General features: G+C 64.8%; 10 protein-coding genes. 1 reads left to right on the top strand and 9 read right to left on the bottom strand.

All coding sequences use genetic code 11. The annotated features are described in order from the left end of the window. Positions 1-40: 40 nt before the first annotated feature. The 6 genes from AAFN89_RS10705 to AAFN89_RS10730 form a co-directional block, all read right to left on the bottom strand. Positions 41-8821 (bottom strand): peroxidase family protein, encoded by an 8781-nt coding sequence (locus AAFN89_RS10705; protein WP_347538871.1) that lies wholly within the window; start codon positions 8819-8821, stop codon positions 41-43. A gap of 782 nt (positions 8822-9603) precedes the next feature. Then, a complete protein-coding gene (locus AAFN89_RS10710; RefSeq protein ID WP_347538873.1) occupies positions 9604-10632 on the bottom strand; it encodes a P1 family peptidase in 1029 nt (342 codons plus the stop codon). 28 nt (positions 10633-10660) lie between these two features. After that, positions 10661-11404 (bottom strand): amino acid ABC transporter ATP-binding protein, encoded by a 744-nt coding sequence (locus AAFN89_RS10715; RefSeq protein ID WP_347538875.1) that lies wholly within the window; start codon positions 11402-11404, stop codon positions 10661-10663. Positions 11405-11428: 24 nt separating this feature from the next. Next, positions 11429-12538 (bottom strand): amino acid ABC transporter permease, encoded by a 1110-nt coding sequence (locus tag AAFN89_RS10720; protein WP_347538877.1) that lies wholly within the window; start codon positions 12536-12538, stop codon positions 11429-11431. A 3-nt stretch (positions 12539-12541) separates the two neighbouring features. Next, positions 12542-13399 carry a transporter substrate-binding domain-containing protein gene (locus tag AAFN89_RS10725; RefSeq protein ID WP_347538879.1) on the bottom strand — a complete coding sequence of 286 codons (858 nt, stop codon included), beginning with the start codon at positions 13397-13399 and terminating at the stop codon, positions 12542-12544. Between the two features lie 54 nt (positions 13400-13453). After that, the gene (locus AAFN89_RS10730) at positions 13454-14308 is read right to left on the bottom strand and encodes a D-amino-acid transaminase (RefSeq protein ID WP_347539063.1); all 855 of its coding nucleotides are present in this window, start codon (positions 14306-14308) and stop codon (positions 13454-13456) included. Between the two features lie 159 nt (positions 14309-14467). Between AAFN89_RS10730 and AAFN89_RS10735 the strand changes: the two genes are divergently transcribed. Beyond that, on the top strand, positions 14468-15388 hold the full coding sequence (locus tag AAFN89_RS10735) for a LysR family transcriptional regulator (protein WP_347538881.1): 921 nt from the start codon (positions 14468-14470) through the stop codon (positions 15386-15388). On the opposite strand, the gene AAFN89_RS10740 is transcribed toward AAFN89_RS10735, so the two are convergent. From AAFN89_RS10740 to AAFN89_RS10750, 3 genes are all read right to left on the bottom strand, one after another. Further along, a complete protein-coding gene (locus AAFN89_RS10740) occupies positions 15378-16178 on the bottom strand; it encodes a M55 family metallopeptidase (protein WP_347538883.1) in 801 nt (266 codons plus the stop codon). The genes AAFN89_RS10735 and AAFN89_RS10740 overlap by 11 nt on opposite strands. Before the next feature lie 135 nt (positions 16179-16313). After that, a complete protein-coding gene (locus AAFN89_RS10745; RefSeq protein ID WP_347538885.1) occupies positions 16314-16598 on the bottom strand; it encodes a hypothetical protein in 285 nt (94 codons plus the stop codon). A gap of 89 nt (positions 16599-16687) precedes the next feature. Continuing rightward, on the bottom strand, positions 16688-17050 hold the full coding sequence (locus tag AAFN89_RS10750; protein WP_347538887.1) for a cupin domain-containing protein: 363 nt from the start codon (positions 17048-17050) through the stop codon (positions 16688-16690). Positions 17051-17100: the final 50 nt, after the last annotated feature.

Here is a 17100-nt window from a genome sequence, read left to right on the forward strand (position 1 = left end):
GTTCCCTGCGGACCGGGGGCCCGGTCCGCAGGGATTGCGGCTAGAGGGCGAAGTCGCTGTCGGCCAGGTCGTGCGACCCCTTGATGCTGATCTTGAAGTCAGCTTCGTCGCCGCCTGTCGTGTTGCCCTGGACGACGGTGTAGTCCTCGTCGTCGCGGGTTTCGTGGGAGACCATCAACTGGCCCTTGCCCGTGAACGCGCCGGATATCAGGGTGAAGCTCCCGTTACCCGAGGCGGAGCCGTCGGCGTCCATGCCGCTGAGGTCGATCCGATCGCCGGCCTGGAAACCCATGATCGTGTCGCCGTCGGCGTTCGCGGCGGAGAGGAAGCGGAAGGTATCCGCGCCTCCGCCGCCGTCCATGACGTTGACCGCATCGCTCGCCGTGATGGCGTCGTCGCCCGAACCCGCGACGATGTTCTCCACGCCCCACAGCGTATCGCGGCCAGACTGGTCGCTCGAGACGCTGCCGCGGCCCATGAAGCCGGTGCTGCCCAGGTCGGCGGCGATGTTGGCCGTGATCGCCGACATGTCGAGCGTGTCGTTGCCGGTTCCGCCCACCATGTCGTCGCCGTAGTAGGTGTCGTCGCCGTCACCGTCCGCCGCCACGATCAAATCGTCGCCGTCGCCGCCGAAGACCGCGTCGTCGCCCGAACCGGCATCGATGTAGTCGTCGCCGGCGCCGCCAAGGACACGGTCGGCCCCGCCGTCGCCATAGAGCATGTCGGCTTCGCCGCCGCCCATGACGTTGTCGTCGCCATCGCCGCCGAACACAACATCCCGTCCGCCCAGCGCCATCAGCGTCTCGCCTTCCGAGCCGCCGGCAAGGGCGTCGGCATCGGATGTGCCGACGACGCCGGTAGACCCGGTGGGAACGGGGGAAGGCTCGCCTTCATCCTGGGAACCGTTCTGATCTTCGTCGACGGCATTCCCCTCGCCGTCACCCCCGGTTTCATCGGCGCCGCCGGTTTGATCGGCATCCCCCGTACCGTCGGGATTGCCGGTGTCCGCGGTTCCATCGGTCGCGCCGGTTTCGTCGTCTGCGGCAACGAACTGCGGGGGCACATCGCCCGCGCTGAAGAAGGTGACGGAATGGGTATCGCTGGTGATCGTCGTCGAGCCGTTCGGGTTGGTTGTCCTGACGTAGTCTTCGATCGTCTTGCCGGCCGCGAGTTCCACGACATCCTGGGGCCGCAGGGCGCCGACGATGACGTCGTTGCCGCCCTTCGTCTTGAAGACGATCCGATGATCGGACAGGAGCGAAGAGATATCGACCGTGTCGTCCCCGCTCGATCCCACGATGGTGATCGTGTCGGGCCGCAGGCTGGTGGCGATGTTGAAGCTGCCGTACATCTCCACGGTGTCGCCGCCGAACTGGCCGCTTTCGCTGACCCCGCCGCCGTTCACGATGATCTCCTCGATCTCCGTCAGCTCCGCGATGATGGTCTCGGGCTCTCCCGCGACCTGCCGGGTGACGACGATCTCGCTCTCGTCGCTTCCGGCGAAGGCGATCCGGGCGACCGCCTCGTCGTAGGTGTAGATCCGGTAGGTTTCGGCCTGTCCGTTTCCGACAATCTGGAAAAGGTCTCCCTCCACGCCTTCACCACCGCCGTTGACGGTGTCGGCGCCGTCGCCGGGTCTCCAGATGAACGTATCATCGTCCTCCTGGAGCGCGACCGCATCGTCATCGCCGTCGCCGAGGTCGTAGCCGTTCAGCGTGTCGTCGCCGGGACCGCCGATGATGACGTCGTCGCCGGTGCTGCCGACGATCGTATCGTTGCCGTCGCCGCCGAAGATGATCCCGGGATCCGTGGAACCGATGTCCCCGTCTCCGCTCACGATGGCCAGCTCCGGACCGTCGCCGAACCTCAGCTTCTCGATGTTTGAGAGACTGTCGACCTCACCGCTTTCAAGGTGCGTGACGGTCGCCAGGGCCGAGGCGCCGAAGCCGAAGACATAGTCGCTCGCGGAGCCCGCGAAGACAGCGGTGTCGATGCCGGCGCCGCCATTCAGCACGTCGTTGCCCTGGCCGCCATCGACCGAGTCGTCGCCGGTATGGCCGAGCAGCCGATCGTTGCCGGCATTGCCGATCAGCGTGTCATCGCCGTTGCCGCCTCCCAGCCTGTTGTTGCCGGAGTTGCCGATCAGCACGTTCGCCAGATTATGTCCCGTGCCGTCGATGTCGGCGTCGCCGATCAGCGTCAGATTCTCGACGATGCCATCGACATGATCGCCACGGGTCTGGTGCAGATCGACGGTGATCGTGGCGATGATGGTGTCGACGCCGTCGCCTCCCGTCTCGTTGACGCGGTCCCCTGCCTCGGTGATGAGGTAGGTGTCGTTTCCGGCGCCGCCGCTCATCAGATCATCGCCGTTGCCGCCGACGAGGATGTCGTCGCCGGCATCATCGTTCAGGGTGTCGTCGCCATCGAACCCGAGAACGAGATCGTTGTCGGCGGTGCCGCCCACGGTGTCCGCGCCGTTTGTGCCGCGGGCGAAGGCGTAGCTGGCGCCGTCGAACTCGACGCGCTCTATGCCGTTGAGCGTGTCGGTCCCGCCCGTGTTGCTCGAGACCTTGAAGGCGCCGGCGTCCATGAAGAATGTGTGGTCGGTGATTCCTCCCTTCAGCACCAGGGTGTCCGTGCCTGAACCTCCCTCGAGGTTGTTGTCGCCGATATTGCCGGTGACCCGGTTGTCGAGCCCGTTGCCCTCGCCGTCGATGTTATCGGTCCCGTCGAGCACAAGGTTCTCAAGGTTGTCGCCAAGCTGATAGGCGACGAGAGACGAACGGATGGTGTCCTCGCCACCGCCGAGGGCTTCGACGGGTTGATCGGCGACATCTTCGATGACGTAGGTGTCGTCGCCGAGGCCGCCCGTCATCACGTCCGCGCCGGCGCCGCCGTCGATGACATTGTCTTCTTCATCGCCGGTCAACGTGTCGGCGAAGGCGCTGCCGACCAGATTCTCGATCTCGATCAGCCGGTCGATGCCCGCGCCGATCGTATCCTGCTCCTCGAAGCTCGCCCGTGTCGGCGTGTCTGAAAGGGAAACCGTGACGGCCGCGGCCGCGGCGGCGTAGGAGGCGGTGTCCCGCCCTGCCCCGCCATCGATCCGGTCGTCGCCGCCGCCGCCTTCGAGATGGTCGTCGCCGGCCTCGCCCCGGAGGTCGTCGTTACCCTCGCCGCCCGCGAGTTGGTCGTCGCCGAAGCCTCCGCTCAGCGCATCGTCGCCTTCCTGGCCCTCGAACCGGTTCCCGGCGCTGTTGCCCGACAGCGTGTCGTCCCCGGCGCCGCCGGTGACGTTGTCCACGCCTCGGGTGACGGAGAAGCCCGTCGCCGCGCCGCTGAGCAGGTTCACCGAAACATTTTCGGCCGTGTCGTAGGTCAGCGTGTCGTTGCCGGCGCCGAGATCGAGATCGGTCGCCTCCACGTTCACCACGGTAGTCGTGCTGTTCACCCGATCGACCGACCCGCCGTTCAGCCTGACCTCCACCTCGTCATCGGCGCCGAAGCTGCCTTCGACGATCCGCAGCCTGTCTTCGCCCGGACCGGCGTTGATCGTGTCGCTGCCATGGCCGTTGCCGTGGATGATCGTGTCGTTGCCGGCATGACCTGTGACGGTGTCGTCGCCTAGGCCGCCATCGAGCGTGTCGTCGCCATTCGCGCCAAACAGGGTGTCGTTGCCGTCTCCGCCGTTGATGGTGTCGTTGCCGCCCTGGGCATTGATGAAGTTATCGCCATCGCCGCCAATTACGATGTCGTCGCCCTGGTTGGTGCCGCCCTCGGCATCGCCGCCGGTGGTGTTGTTGACGACGGGATCATCGGTTTCGATGTAGTTGCCGACGACCTGCGTCACTTCCGAGATAACCTCGTGCGTGTTCAGTAGATCGTCCTCGTAGACCACGACCATCCGCAGACGATACCCGACAAGATCCGGTCCAGGCGTGAAACTGCGGTCGTTGCCGCCCGCTTCCGCCGGAACGTTCTGCCAGTTGTTCACGCCGTTCGGCGAGAACTGCCATTGATAGGTGAGCAGGAACTCCTCGAACGCATCTGTCATCCCGTCCGGATCGCTGAAGGCGACCGTCGCGGTCAGTTCCTGCCCCTCCGTCGGGGACATGTCGCTGATCAGAAGCGGGCCGGTCGGGTTGTCGTTCACTCCGAGAACCGGATCGGTCGGGTGCGAGGAGACGATCTCCGTCACGCCGCCGGCGTCTATATAGGTGCCGAGCACCCTGACCCGCAGCCCGTCGTGTTCGTCGCCCGGCGTGAAGGTGTCGCCGGAAACGTTGGGGATGTCGATGTAGTCGCCGGTCCCGTCGTTCCGCTCGATCTGCCAGCGGAAGGTGATGTCGGTCGGGCCGACCCTGCCGTCAGGGTTGTTCATATCGCGGATGCTGTCCGCGTTGACGGTCAGCGGCTGGTCTTCCCGAGCCGGCAAGCCCTCGATCACCAGTCGGCCGGTCGGATCGACGTTCCCTGTTTCGCGGATGGTATAGAGCCCGTCCGCGAACTGGATCCGCTCGATCCCGATCAGCGTATCGACGCCCTCGTCGATCTGCGGGTCGATGTCCTCGCTCTCCCGCCGCGCGATGTAGGTTCGGTCGCCGACATGGGTGATCTCGTACCAGTCCCGGTTGCCCCGGAAGATCGCCGTGTCGGTATCGCCGCTGGGATCCTCGTCATACTTGATCTCGCGCACGATCTTCAGCTGCTTCGGCTTGATCTCGCCTGACTGCAGGAAGGCGGAAAGCGCCTTCGTCTGGCCGCCGACGGTGACCAGTTCCTTCAGGCTGTCGACGGTGAAGCTCTCCGTCTCGGTCACATTGCCGTCGCCGTCCAGTTCGCGGATGCTGAGACGGACATTCAGCCAGGCGTCGCCATGGATGAAGTCGTCCGCGCCGCGACCCTCGAACGTGTCGTTGCCGTCGCCGCCAATCAGGATGTTTCCCTCGGCCCAGGCGACGATGCTTTCGAGGTCGATATCGGGGTCGGTCGGCGCATCCTCGATGCTGAGCCCGAGAAGCTCACGCAGACCGTCGATCCGGTTGACGCCCGCCTGGGTCAGCCCGTGATTCTCGAGGCTGAATTCGACCTCGATCTCCTCCGTGCTGCCCCGATCGTCGCCGCGAAGGATGTCGTTGTGGATCCAGCCCGACAGCGCCTCGGTCTGGTCGAACCGATCGCGGAGGATGTCGTCGAAGACCGTCGTGAAGATCGGGATGCGCATGTCAGAATCCGCCGCGACGGGGCTTCCCTTGTGGATCGCCCAGTCGAAGCCGAACATGCCCTCGTTCCGCATGACGCTTTCGCCCTGAACCATGATGTCGTCGCCGGATTCGGCGTCGAAATCGTTCTCGTTGGCGCCGGCGAACATCACGTCGTGGCCGAGGATGGTGGAGTTGAAGAACAGCTCCGAATTGTCCCCGTTCAGGACGTCGAAACCGTCGCCGCCCTCCATCCAGTCACTGCCCTCGTTGCCGAGGATGAAGTCGTGGTCGGCGCCGCCAAGGATGAAGTCGTCGCCTTCGCCGGCGAACACTTCCGTTGCATCGACGCCGATGAAGACTACGTCGGCTCCGTCGCCGCCCATGACCACGTCGAGGCCGTTCGAGTTGGCGATGACGTCATCGCCGTCCCCGCCCTTGATGAAGTCGCCGGTGTCGCCGGTATCGGTGATCCGGTCATCGCCGGCGCCGCCGATGATCAGGTCGACGCCGTGGCCGCCTTCGATCACGTCGTCGCCGCCATCGCCCCAGATCGCGTCATCGCCGTCGCCGCCGATGATCGTGTCGTCGTTCTCGGTCCCGCCCATCACGGCATGTTCGCCGCCGGTGAACCGAAGGTAGTTTTCGTCCGCCTCCGGCGTGGTGGGATCGTCCCGCTGGACCTTTTCACGGATGGCGTTCAGGAACGGGTCGTCGCCTTCGGGGTCCGCTGCGATCTGCTTGGATTCGTCCACTTCGAGCACGACATCGTGCTTGGCGAACGAGTCGACGCCGACATGGAAGTTGACCTCGTCATCCTCGGTGCCAAGGATCCCGTCAGCGCCAGGGTGCGTCATGTCCGTGTTGGCGATGATCAACTTCGAGAAGGCGTTGTTCTCCAACTCATTGAGCAGATTGAGGCCCTGCGTCCGCGACAGGTAGTAGAAGCGGTCGCCTTCCTGCAGATTCTCCAGTTGCAGCTCGAAAACCGCGTTGAAGGTCGAGCCCAGCATGCCGCCGAAGGGCATGATCTTCTCGGCAAGCCCGCCGATCCAGAGATCGACCGCGTTGAGCCCGCTGCTCTCGGCGGTCCACGCACCCTTGCTGTTGAGGAAGTCGAGGCGGTCCGCAGGAGCGTTGATCAGGCGGTTGTCGGAGGCTGTGTCCGGATCGCCGTAGACGATCTCCGACCCGCCGAACACAATGGCCATCGCGGCGGCGCGTTTGCCCTCAATGGTCTCCTCCGCGGCGATCAGCGGATGCATGCCGTAGGCCGCGATGAAGTTGATGATCGACGCCGGGGTCTTCAGGTTGGCGCCGAAATCGGCCCAGCTCTCATAGGGCTTGAGCCAGGTCGAGTTGCTCGCGGCATAAAGCTGCTCGCGAGCGTCGTTCAGGGACGGCACACCGGCGTCACGGCCGCGGACGATGTTGATCGCCGGCAGGTCCAGCGGCAGGCCGAGAAGGTTGTTCCGCAGCGAGTCGACCACGAATTCGTCGATCTCGTTGCCGTGGACATAGGTCATTCCGCGGAAGATCGCGCCGGCGGCCTGCTCCGCCGAAATGCTCTGGTCCCGGTCGAAGAGGATGGGGTTCAGGAAGGCTTCGATGAGGCCGACATCGATGCCCCAATCCGCGGTGCCGACGGGGATCTCGTTCCCCTCCGCATCATACGCCACCGGCTCGCCCGCTTCGTTCAGCGGGAGAAGCTTGAGATGGTCCGTCAGCATCGAGTGCCCGAACCGGTAAACGGTATGAGCGAACTCGGCGAAGATCGCGGGATCGATGTCCGTCACCGTATTGAAGATGAAGACGTCGATCAGAGGCTGAACCTTGCGCCCGAATTCCTCGAACACAAGGTGCTGGTACTGCATCTCGGTGGCGAAGCGCGCGGTCTGGAACAGTCGCTCGCCATCCCACTTGAGGGTGGCCGGATCGAAGCCTGCAGCCACGGGATCGAGCAGCCATTCGTTCAGGAAGTCGATGTCTTCCTGCTTGCCGCTGCTCGCGATCTCGAGGATGAACTTCTTGTTCACCTCGATCTGCCGGTTGTGTTCGGAATGGAAGACATGGTGGACGGCCGTCAGGCCGATATTCTCGTTGCCCCGGCCGTCGCCGGTGATGAAATGACGGTCCAGCAGTTCGTTGTCGTAGAGGGCTGCTCCGGTATCCGGGTCCGGCTCGACCGGATCGCCGATCGGATCGGTGCCGGAGTTCGGGTCCGGCATCAGGATGGCCGGCTGCCCCTCTTGTCCCGGTATCAGTATGGGAACGGCGTTGTGCGCAATGTCGTCGAGGAACGCGTGAGAGGTGCGCACCGGCCCACGGCCGCCATTCAGCTCGGCGAGCAAGATCGGAGCGGCCGACGTGCCGCTGACGGTGACATCATCCTCGGTGTTCGGGATCAGGTCGGGGCCGATATTGATCACGACCTGAGGGAAGCCGTTCTCGTCCCGGATGAATTCGCCATAAGGATCGGTCAGCAGCAGCGGAACGCCGAAAACATCTCGGTCATCCAGTTCGATGCCGAGCTTATCCCGCGCCTGATCCTTGACGTCCTTCCAGGTCGGCAGACCGCCGGTGGCGCCGTTGAGCAGAAGGCCCGTCGCCATCGGTTTGCCCTCGACCATCGCATATTCGCGCAGGAAGACCTGGTGCGACGGATGGGAGGTATAGGTCTGGTTCTGGTCGACGAACGGCGTCGTCTTGTTCGTGGCGTCCACCGTATCGTCCTCGGTGCCGAATTCCCCATCGGCGCCCGGCCCGACCGTCGGCGTGAGACGCGTCAGGACCAGCGGCATGTTGACGTTGACCTCGTCGCCGCTGTCCGGAATGCCGTCCGGCCCGTGGGTTACGAGCGGATCATCCGGCATCAGCGGCATATAGATCGTGCCGTTGTCGCCCTTGTGGATCAGGTCCAGCCCGTGATCGAAGAACTGGCCGAAGAAGGTCATCCAGCCATTGAACGGCGCGGAGAGTCCTTCGTCGGGCGCGACGTTCGGCAGCATGATGCTGTTTCCGTCCATCACGATGCCATAGTCGTCGAGCAGGACCTGATCCAGGCCCGCCTTGGCCTGGGCCAGCGCCGCCTCGTTGCCGTCCGCCGTCAGGTTTCCGGTCACGATCGTCGTCAGATAGGCCTCGTACTCGTCCCGCACCGCGCCGACGGCCAGGGAAATGTCCCCCTCATACTCGGCATGTTGCAGCGCCGCGGTGATCGCCGCCGGATTCTTGAGCGTCTGGTCCGAAATCAGGTTGGAGATAATCCGGGGATCGGCGTCGACGACGTTGCCGGTGTGTCCCCCGTTCTGGGCAGGATCGCCGGTTTCTGCTCCGACGACCCCGTAATCGTTGTTGTTGATCACGCCGTGAAAGCTGTCGTCGCCTTCGTTCACGTAGTTCGGGTCCAGGAAACGCGGCATGACCTGATCAGCGGAGCCCCAGGTTTCACGTCCCTCGATCAGGTTGTTGTAGGTGCCGTCCACGGTGCGAAGCCCGTAGGGCAGGTGTGGCTGCGCGATCAGTTGATCGAGCGGCGTTCCCGCAACGTGCGCTTCCGCGATCTTGATCTGGTCGAGGATGAACTGGAGGTCGTGCTGGTTCAGCTTGACGGCCATGACTTTCTCTCCCTCCCCTGATGCACAAGCAAGCGGCGCTGAGGACAGCACGGCTCGATGGCATTGTTGGCGCTCTGCGTTCAGCAGATGCATCGTTGTTTGGTCTGAACGTCCGATGACTTCGTGACCTGGTCGAAGACTTGGAGGCCAAGGTCGAAATCTTGGGATAGCCTTGACCCACAGCATGATGTAGGGAGAAGAATGCCGGTAGATCGGAAGGTCTTATGAGGATTCGGACCTCAGTCCCGCTCAACAGCCCGACTTCTAGGCCTATTGATATCCGGCTTTGGTCAGGCCGGATAAACGACTTTGGTCTGATGTTGAGCGCCGACATCGCCCTTCGCGAGGCGCAGCGCCCTGTGGTTGGGGTAGAGCCGCATATGGGGCCAGGACCAGAATCCGGCGCTCGTTCGGGGGCGACCGCCGGAAAAGCCGCCAGATGCAACCCCCAACTTCCTCGCCGTGACGCCGACGGGTCTGACCTTGCCTGTGACGTCGCGGTGTGCCATCAACAGATATTCCCTGCCGAACCGGTCAGGCGAACTGCGGCGTTTCCTGGAGCCTAGCGACTCGGATGAGAATCCAGGTCCCCCAGCCAAGTCTCCCGCTTTTTCAATGATTTCAATCGGTTCGGGTCATCCGCCGGAGTCGATGTGAGAGCGATTGAATCGGAAGAGATTCTCAGGAAATGAATCCGCATCCTGACCGCTGACGTCACGCCAGTGCGGGCCATACGTTGCTCGGGCCCTCAGGGGCCTGGGCGACTCATATGTCGGTGATCGCTATCCGCTCTTCAGCCAGTCGGCCAGGGAGGGGCGGTGCTGGCCGGCACGGCCGGTAAAAGGCGGGGCCGCGAGCATGGCGTTCAGCACGGCTTCCTGAGTCGCTTCCGCGGCCGCCCGGAACAGGAGATCGATGTGCGTTTCGTTCAGGACGCGCAGCGTCGTGAACGCCGCCTTCTCCTCATGGTCCACGGCGTTGGCGGTGTCGAAGGCGATCGTGATGTCGCCGCTACCATGGCCCCAGAAGGCGCCGAGTCGGGCAATGCCGGCGCCGGCGCGGCGGGCGACCCGGGCGAGTTGGCGGTGCTCCAGAGGCACGTCCGTCGCCAGGACGATGATGACCGACCCGCTTTCGGCCTCCGCCTCCCGCCGCGGATCGGGCCGCCGGCCGTCCGGCAGCACGAGATCGCCCGCCCGGCCGAAATTGGCAAGCACCAGGGCGCCGAGATGATGGTCGGCGCCGCCGAGCGAAAGCCTGCGGGACGCCGAGCCGATGCCGCCCTTGAAGCCGAAGCAGGTCATTCCCGTCCCGGCGCCGACGCTGCCCTGCGCGACCGCCCCGTCCCCGGCGTCGGCCAGCGCCGCCAGGGCATGATCCTCGGTGACCGCCAGCGCCTGGATGTCGTTCAGCGGCCCGTCATTGCATTCGCCGACGACCGGATTGACGGTGCCGGTGCGGCGACCGATATCGGGATTCCGGCGGATCGCCTCCCGAATCAGCGCCGTCGCGCAGGTCCCGACGGAGAGTGTGTTGGTGAGGAGGATGGGCGTTTCGATCGTGCCCAGTTCCTGCACCTGCACGAGCCCGACCGTCTTGCCGAAGCCGTTGATGATTTCCGCCGCCGCCATCACCTTCCGGCGGAAGAGATCGCCGCCATGGGGCAGGATCGCGGTGACGCCGGTATTGACCTCACCTTCGCTGAGCGTGCAATGGCCGACCAAGACGCCCGGCACGTCGGTGATCGCGTTCCGCGCGCCGGCCGGCAGGATGCCGCAAGTCAGGCCGGCATCGCCTGCGGTGATCGCCATCCGCTCGCGCTCCCCTTTCCTTCCGCCGTCAAAGACGACCGGCATCGATGATCCTCTTCAGGAAGGTGCGCGTCCGCTCACCCTGCGGGTCGCCGAAGATCTGCGACGGCGGGCCTTCCTCATAGACCAGCCCTTCCTGCAGGAAGCAGATCTTGTCGGCGACTTCACGGGCGAACCCCATCTCATGGGTCGCCAGCACCATGGTCATGCCGTTTGTCGCCAGGTCCCGCACGATGTCCAGAACCTCCGAGACGAGTTCGGGGTCGAGGGCGGAGGTGATCTCATCGAGCAGCAGGAGGGCGGGGTCCATCATGAGCGCGCGGACGATCGCCACGCGCTGCTGTTGGCCGCCGGAAAGTCGGTCGGGATATTCGTCCGCCTTCGCGGCAAGGCCGATCCGGTCCAGCAGCGCCATGCCTTTGTCGGTCGCCACCCGCCGCGGCACGCCCAGCACCTTGAGCGGCCCGAGCGTGACGTTCTCGATGACGCTCATATGCGGGAACAGGTTGTAGCCCTGAAAGACGATGCCGATTTCCCGGCGAAGCAGATCGAGATCCACGCCCGGGCCGGTCACACGGTCGCCATGCAGCCTGATCTCACCGCCCTGGATGGGCTCCAGGCAGTTGATGCAGCGCAGCAGCGTGGACTTGCCGCAACCCGAAGGACCGATCAGGCAGACCACCTGATGTTCCTCGATGTCCAGGGAGATGCCGTTCAGCACCTCCACCGCCCCATATCGCTTGTAGGCCCTGTCGATCTCGACCAATGCCATGCGTCCGCCCCCTCGCCCGACGAGCTATGCGCCCGCGCGCATCTTCCGGCGATCCTTCTCGATCAGCCGGTCGACAAAGCGCGCCTGCGGAATGGTTATCAGAATGAAGAGTAAGGCCACCGTCGTCACGGCGGACAGGTTGAAGTAGTTGCTGGCGACGATCTTCGACTGGTTGAAGCCATCGATGGTGCCGATGATGGCGACCAGGGCCGTGTCCTTCTGCAGGCTGATGCAGTTGTTCATGAGCGAAGGCACGATGTCGCGCACCGCCTGGGGCACGATCACGTAGCGCATCGTCTTGAAATAGGAGAGCCCCAGAGAGCGCGCCGCCGCGATCTGGCTTGGATGCACGCTCTCGATCCCGGCGCGGTAGACCTCTGAGGTGTAGGCGCCATAGGTCAGGGTCAGGGCGATGATCGCATAGGCGCTGGACGAAAGATCCTTCAGGACCGGCAGCCCGGTCAGCGGCAGGCCGAAGCCGATGAGGTAGATGGTGATGATCGCCGGCAGGCCGCGAAACAGGTCGCAATAGATGATGGCCAGCGTGCGGAGCGGCCGCCCGGCCTTGCCGGGCAGGGTGCGCGCGATGGCGACGACGAGCGCCCAGACCAGGATCAGGATGGCGGAACAGAAGAAGATGAAGATGTTGGTGCCGAATGCCCGGAGGACGATCCCGGCCGATTCCCATATCAGCGCCAGATCGAAGAACGTCCTGCTGACCGCCGCGTCGTTGACCACCATGAACCAGGCGAAGGCGCAGATGATCAGGAGCGAAGCGGAATAGGCCAGGGCGTTCCAGGAGACATCCGACGATCTCGCCCCCAGTTCCCGCCCGACATGCACGTCGGCCGCCGAGGCGGAACGGGACGACAGCCTGACGGCCCGCACCGCGATGGCGGCCACGGCAAGCGGCGGGATACAGACCAGCGCCGCCGCCGCCTTGACCGGAAGCCCAGCCCAGCCTTCCGCGATCACATAGGCGCCGATGTGCCAGCACGAATAGCCGACGGCGAGAACCGTGACGAGCGCAAAGCAAAGCGCGCCCCACGCCCTGCCGACGTGGGTGCGGATCTTGTTGCGAGCGCGCCATTGGCTGGCGCGCTCGCTCGTGGATTCAACTGCCTCTACCGCCATGCCTCAATAGTTCCAGACCGGCACGTCGTCTGGAGAGACGCCGCCCCATGACGGCAGCAGATAGGCGGATTCCAGTTCCTTCAGGATGCCGTCGGCCTTCAGTTCCTGGATGATCTCGTCGATGACCTCGGCGTCGTCCGACCCCTCGGGGTAGACTCCGGCGGTGAGGCCGCCTGTGGCGTACCGTCCGATGACCTCCAGCTTGCCGCGCGAGTTGGCGACCTGGCCGAGCACGACGCCGAGATCGGTCATCACCGCATCCACCGTGCCTGCGACCCCCGCCGTGAACATCGCGGCGGTGTCGTCGAACACGTTGACGGTGGGAGCGCCAAGTTCGTTCTGGGCGAACGGCACCAGCGTCGTACCCGCCTGGACGCCGATCCGGGCGTCCTTGATGGAGTCTTCGGTCAGCGCGTTGCCCGTCTGCGCGGCCACGCCGTAGTTGGATTCGGCATAGGGCTCGGAGAAATCGACGACCTCGTCGCGCGGCTCCGTCACCGAGATCAGCGCCAGGGCGATGTCGTACTCGTTGTTCTGGCCGGCGACGATCGAATCGAACGAGGCGTTGACCAGCTTCACCGTGTCGAGGCCAAGCCGATGCGCGATGTTCACCGCCATGCAGAACTCATAGCCGTCCGTGATCGTGTCCGGCGTATTGCCGTTGAACTGCCCGACGGCCGGAAGATTGACCAGGACCGTAAACTGGCCGGGTACGGCCGGCGTAATCTGATGCGTCCCGCGCTCACCCGTCAGCGGACAGTCGCCATAACCCTGGGTCTCCGCCGACGCCGAGCCGACGGCCAGCACCATTGCCGAAGCCGCGAGGACATATTTGAAGGATTTCATCATTGCGTGGGCCAATCTCTACCTCCCCTTGTGTTATTTCCTGTTGTTTGCCGATACTCGGCCTTCTTCCTACTGGGCCGCCGCCTGATTGCTCAACGCCAGGTCCAGATAGGTTCTCTGCAGAAGCCGCGTGACGGATCCGGGTTTGCCGTCACCGATGGCGCGTCCTGAGATCTCGATCACCGGCGTCACGAGGCTTGACGCGCTGGTCAGGAAAGCCTCCTGCGCATTCACCGCCTCCTCGACCGTGAACGGGGATTCTTCGATCACGAGGTCCAGCCGCTTCGCCACCGCCAAAACCGCGCGGCGGGTGCAGCCGGGCAGAATGGCGCGCGAGTTGGGGCGGGTGACGATCCGGCCGTCGGCGGTGACGATATAGGCGGTGGACGACGCACCTTCGGTCACCAGCCCGTCCTCGACCATCCAGGCCTCCTGGCAGCCACGCTCGGCAGCGATGCGCTTGGCCTGGACCTGGGCCAGAAGCATGGTGGTCTTGATGTCGCGCCTGGCCCAGCGCTGGTCGTCGACCACGGCGATGCGGACACCATCGCGCACCGATGCGGCGTTGAGGAGATTCTTGGCCTGGCTGAAGGCGAAGAAGGTCGGCTCCAGATCGTCGGCGTAGGCGAAGTTACGGTCGGCGACGCCACGGGTGACCTGAAGATAGACCACCCCTTCGTCGAGCCGGTTGCGGGCGATCAGTTCCATCTGGACGCCGACGATCGCCTCCCGCGGCAGCGGCATCCGAATGCCCAGCTCGCCGAGCGACTGCGCCAGCCTGGCGAGGTGGAGATCATTGTCGATCATCCGACCGCCGATGACCGCCGTCACCTCATAGATGCTGTCGCCGAAGAGCAGCCCCCTGTCGAAGATCGAGAGGGTAGCCTCATCTTCCGCTACGAACCTGTCTCCGACATAGACCATCCGCGCCACGGCCGCTCCTGAAGCTGATTTGCCGCACGGACGCTAATGACATCTCCGGACGACGGCCAATGCCGTGTTTTTTCCATGTGATGCATTTTTTGCATCAGGCGTGCATAAAGGCCGCCGCCGAATGCGATCGGATGGAAAAGGCCTGACGTCGTGGAACTGAAATGGCTCGAGGATTTCTGCTGCCTCGCCGAATGCCTGAGCTTCTCCAGGGCCGCCTCGCTGCGCGGCGTGACCCAGCCGGCCTTCAGCCGCAGGATCAAGCAGCTGGAGGCGTGGATGGGCGCCACCCTCATCAATCGGGCGACGTTCCCGGTCGCCCTGACGGAGGAAGGGACCCGCTTCCTGCCCATGGCCGAGGACGCGATCCGCAGCTTTCATCGCAACCGCGACGCTCTCAGGCGCCCCGACGAGGCGGCGGAATACCGGGTGACGTTCTCGGCCCTGCACACGCTGACCGTCACCTTCCTGCCCCGGTGGCTCGACGACATGCGCGCGCACCTGCCCCGCTTCAGCTCTCATGTCAGCCCGGACAAGGGCGGGATCGAGGAGAACATAGAGACGCTGCTGGACGGGCAGTGCGACTTCTTTCTCACTTACACCCATCCCTGGGTGCCTTTCCTGCTCGACAGCAACCGATTCTCTTTCCTCGTGCTCGGCGCCGAGAAGGTGATCCCGGTCGCGGCCCCGCATCCGGACGGGCCGCTGCTGGACCGCGCCATCGAGACGCGCACGCCGCTGCCCTATCTCGATTACGGCGATTTCTCGTTTTTCGGAATGGCGCTGAACAAGCTGTTTGCGAACCGCCCGGCCTTCGCCCGCGACACCACCCATGAGAACACCATCTGCATCGGCCACAAGGCGATGGCGCTGGCGGGCTGGGGGGTTTCCTGGCTGCCCGAAAGCCTGATCGCGGACGAGCTGGCCAGCGGGGCGCTGGCGCCGGCGTCTGAAGATCCTGGCTGGACCTTGACGACGGAGACTCGTCTCTATCGTCACGCCGGCGGCGCACGCCCCATCGCCGACCGCTTCTGGAAGGCCGCCCGAGGCTGGGCCGGCGGCGTCAGGCCGTGAGAAACCGGATCGCGCGCAGCACTTCGAAATACTCGTCGGAGACGTAGCGCAGGGTGCGCGCCGCCGGATGCTCCGCCCCCGGGTACCAGCTGGCGCGATAGGCGTCGGTCGGGTTGTTGAACTCGATCAGGAGCTCGAACCGCTCGGGCAGAGCAAGACGGCAGGCCGATAGATCCTGCGACAGCGCGTGTTCCACGCCGGCGCGGATGTCGGCGACGGCGCGGGAGGGCGCCATCGACAGGGCCGCACGCCCGAACCCTTCGCTGACGGCCACCGTGCCGATCCCCGGGACCAGGCGCTGCGCATCCTCGCAGATGCCGCGATCGCCCGACAGGAACGCCGGCGGCACGCCCTCCAGCGCCGCGGTGTAGGCGTTGACCGTGAATTCCGAGGCGACCTCGCCATTGATGACGAGACGCGAGATCCGGTCGTTCATGGTGTGGGCGAGCGGATTGGACTCGGCGCCGGCCTTGGCGTGATACCCGATGAACAGCGCGGCGTCGAAGCCCCGGTCCAGGCCGAACATCATGGCGAAGGGATGGCCGCTCCAGCCGCGCAGGACGCGCACATAGCCGGGGAGCCTTGAGACAATCAGGTTGCGCCCGGTCTGGTGGGCGTCCTTCACCAGCACCTCGTCGGCGCCCGCCGCCCTGGCCGCTTCGCAAGCGGCGACCACCTCCGCGGTCATCTGCTCACGAAATTCCGGGTAGCCCGGACCATCCTTCAGGGCCTCGCTCCAATCCGCGATGGCTGCCGTGCCTTCGATGTCGGCGCTGATGAAGATTCTCACTCGCTGTTCCTTCGCCTGGTCGGACCTCGTATGGGCCGACTTCGCCAATACCGCTTTTCCGGGCGGAAATGAACGCCTGTTTCAGGTCAGCCGGTCACGCTGAACGGGCGGGATTGTCGCCGCCATCGATGGCGGTCACGACGCGCTCCGTCTCTCGGTTGCAACCCACTCCAGGATTGTCTGCACGGCCGTCAGTCCGGGTTCATCCGCCTGGCGGACGATCGTGAGCAACTGGAACCACAGATCGTCATCGGCACTATCGAAGAATGCGCGAACCGCCCCCGCGACGAATGCCGGGGTCGTCATGGACGCCGCCGTGGCGCGCATCTCTATGGCAACGGCCAGTTCGGGCGTCAGCGTGTCCAGCACGCTTCTTGCGAATTCCGGCTCATCCAACCGCGCGATGAGAGTTCCGAGCACGCTTCTGTTCCTTCCCGGGCGCGGGCGACGGTCGACCGCGACAACATTTTCATCCCAGTCCCCTCTTCCACTGGCAGGAGAGGGGCGATTTATTCAAGCCATTCCGTCACGAAGGCCGGGGCTTCGTGGATGTCGACGGTTTCCAGCGGGCCTGGGCCCAGATTGCTGAATTTGTGGGGCATACCAGCGGGCACGACGAGGATGTGGCCGGTGGAGGCTTCTATCTCCGACTCGCCGACGGTGAACAGGCCGCGCCCGGCCCGGACGATGAAGGTTTCCGGATAAGGATGCCGGTGGAGGCGAGGACCGCCTCCCTCGCCCTCGATCCGGTTGGCGATCACCGATATGCCCGCGCCATGGGATGCGCCCTGCCATTCCCCATGGAAGCGCGGGAGGTTGTCCAGCCAATCTTCCGGCTTCGTCAGTGTAGGACCATTTTCTCGATCCGGCATGGTCTATCCTCGCTTTCCGATCGGTGAGCACGCGCCGTCGCCGGTGCCTT

It is taken from the genome of Inquilinus sp. CAU 1745 (genome assembly GCF_039839375.1).
Taxonomy (GTDB): Bacteria; Pseudomonadota; Alphaproteobacteria; order DSM-16000; family Inquilinaceae; genus JBDOQU01.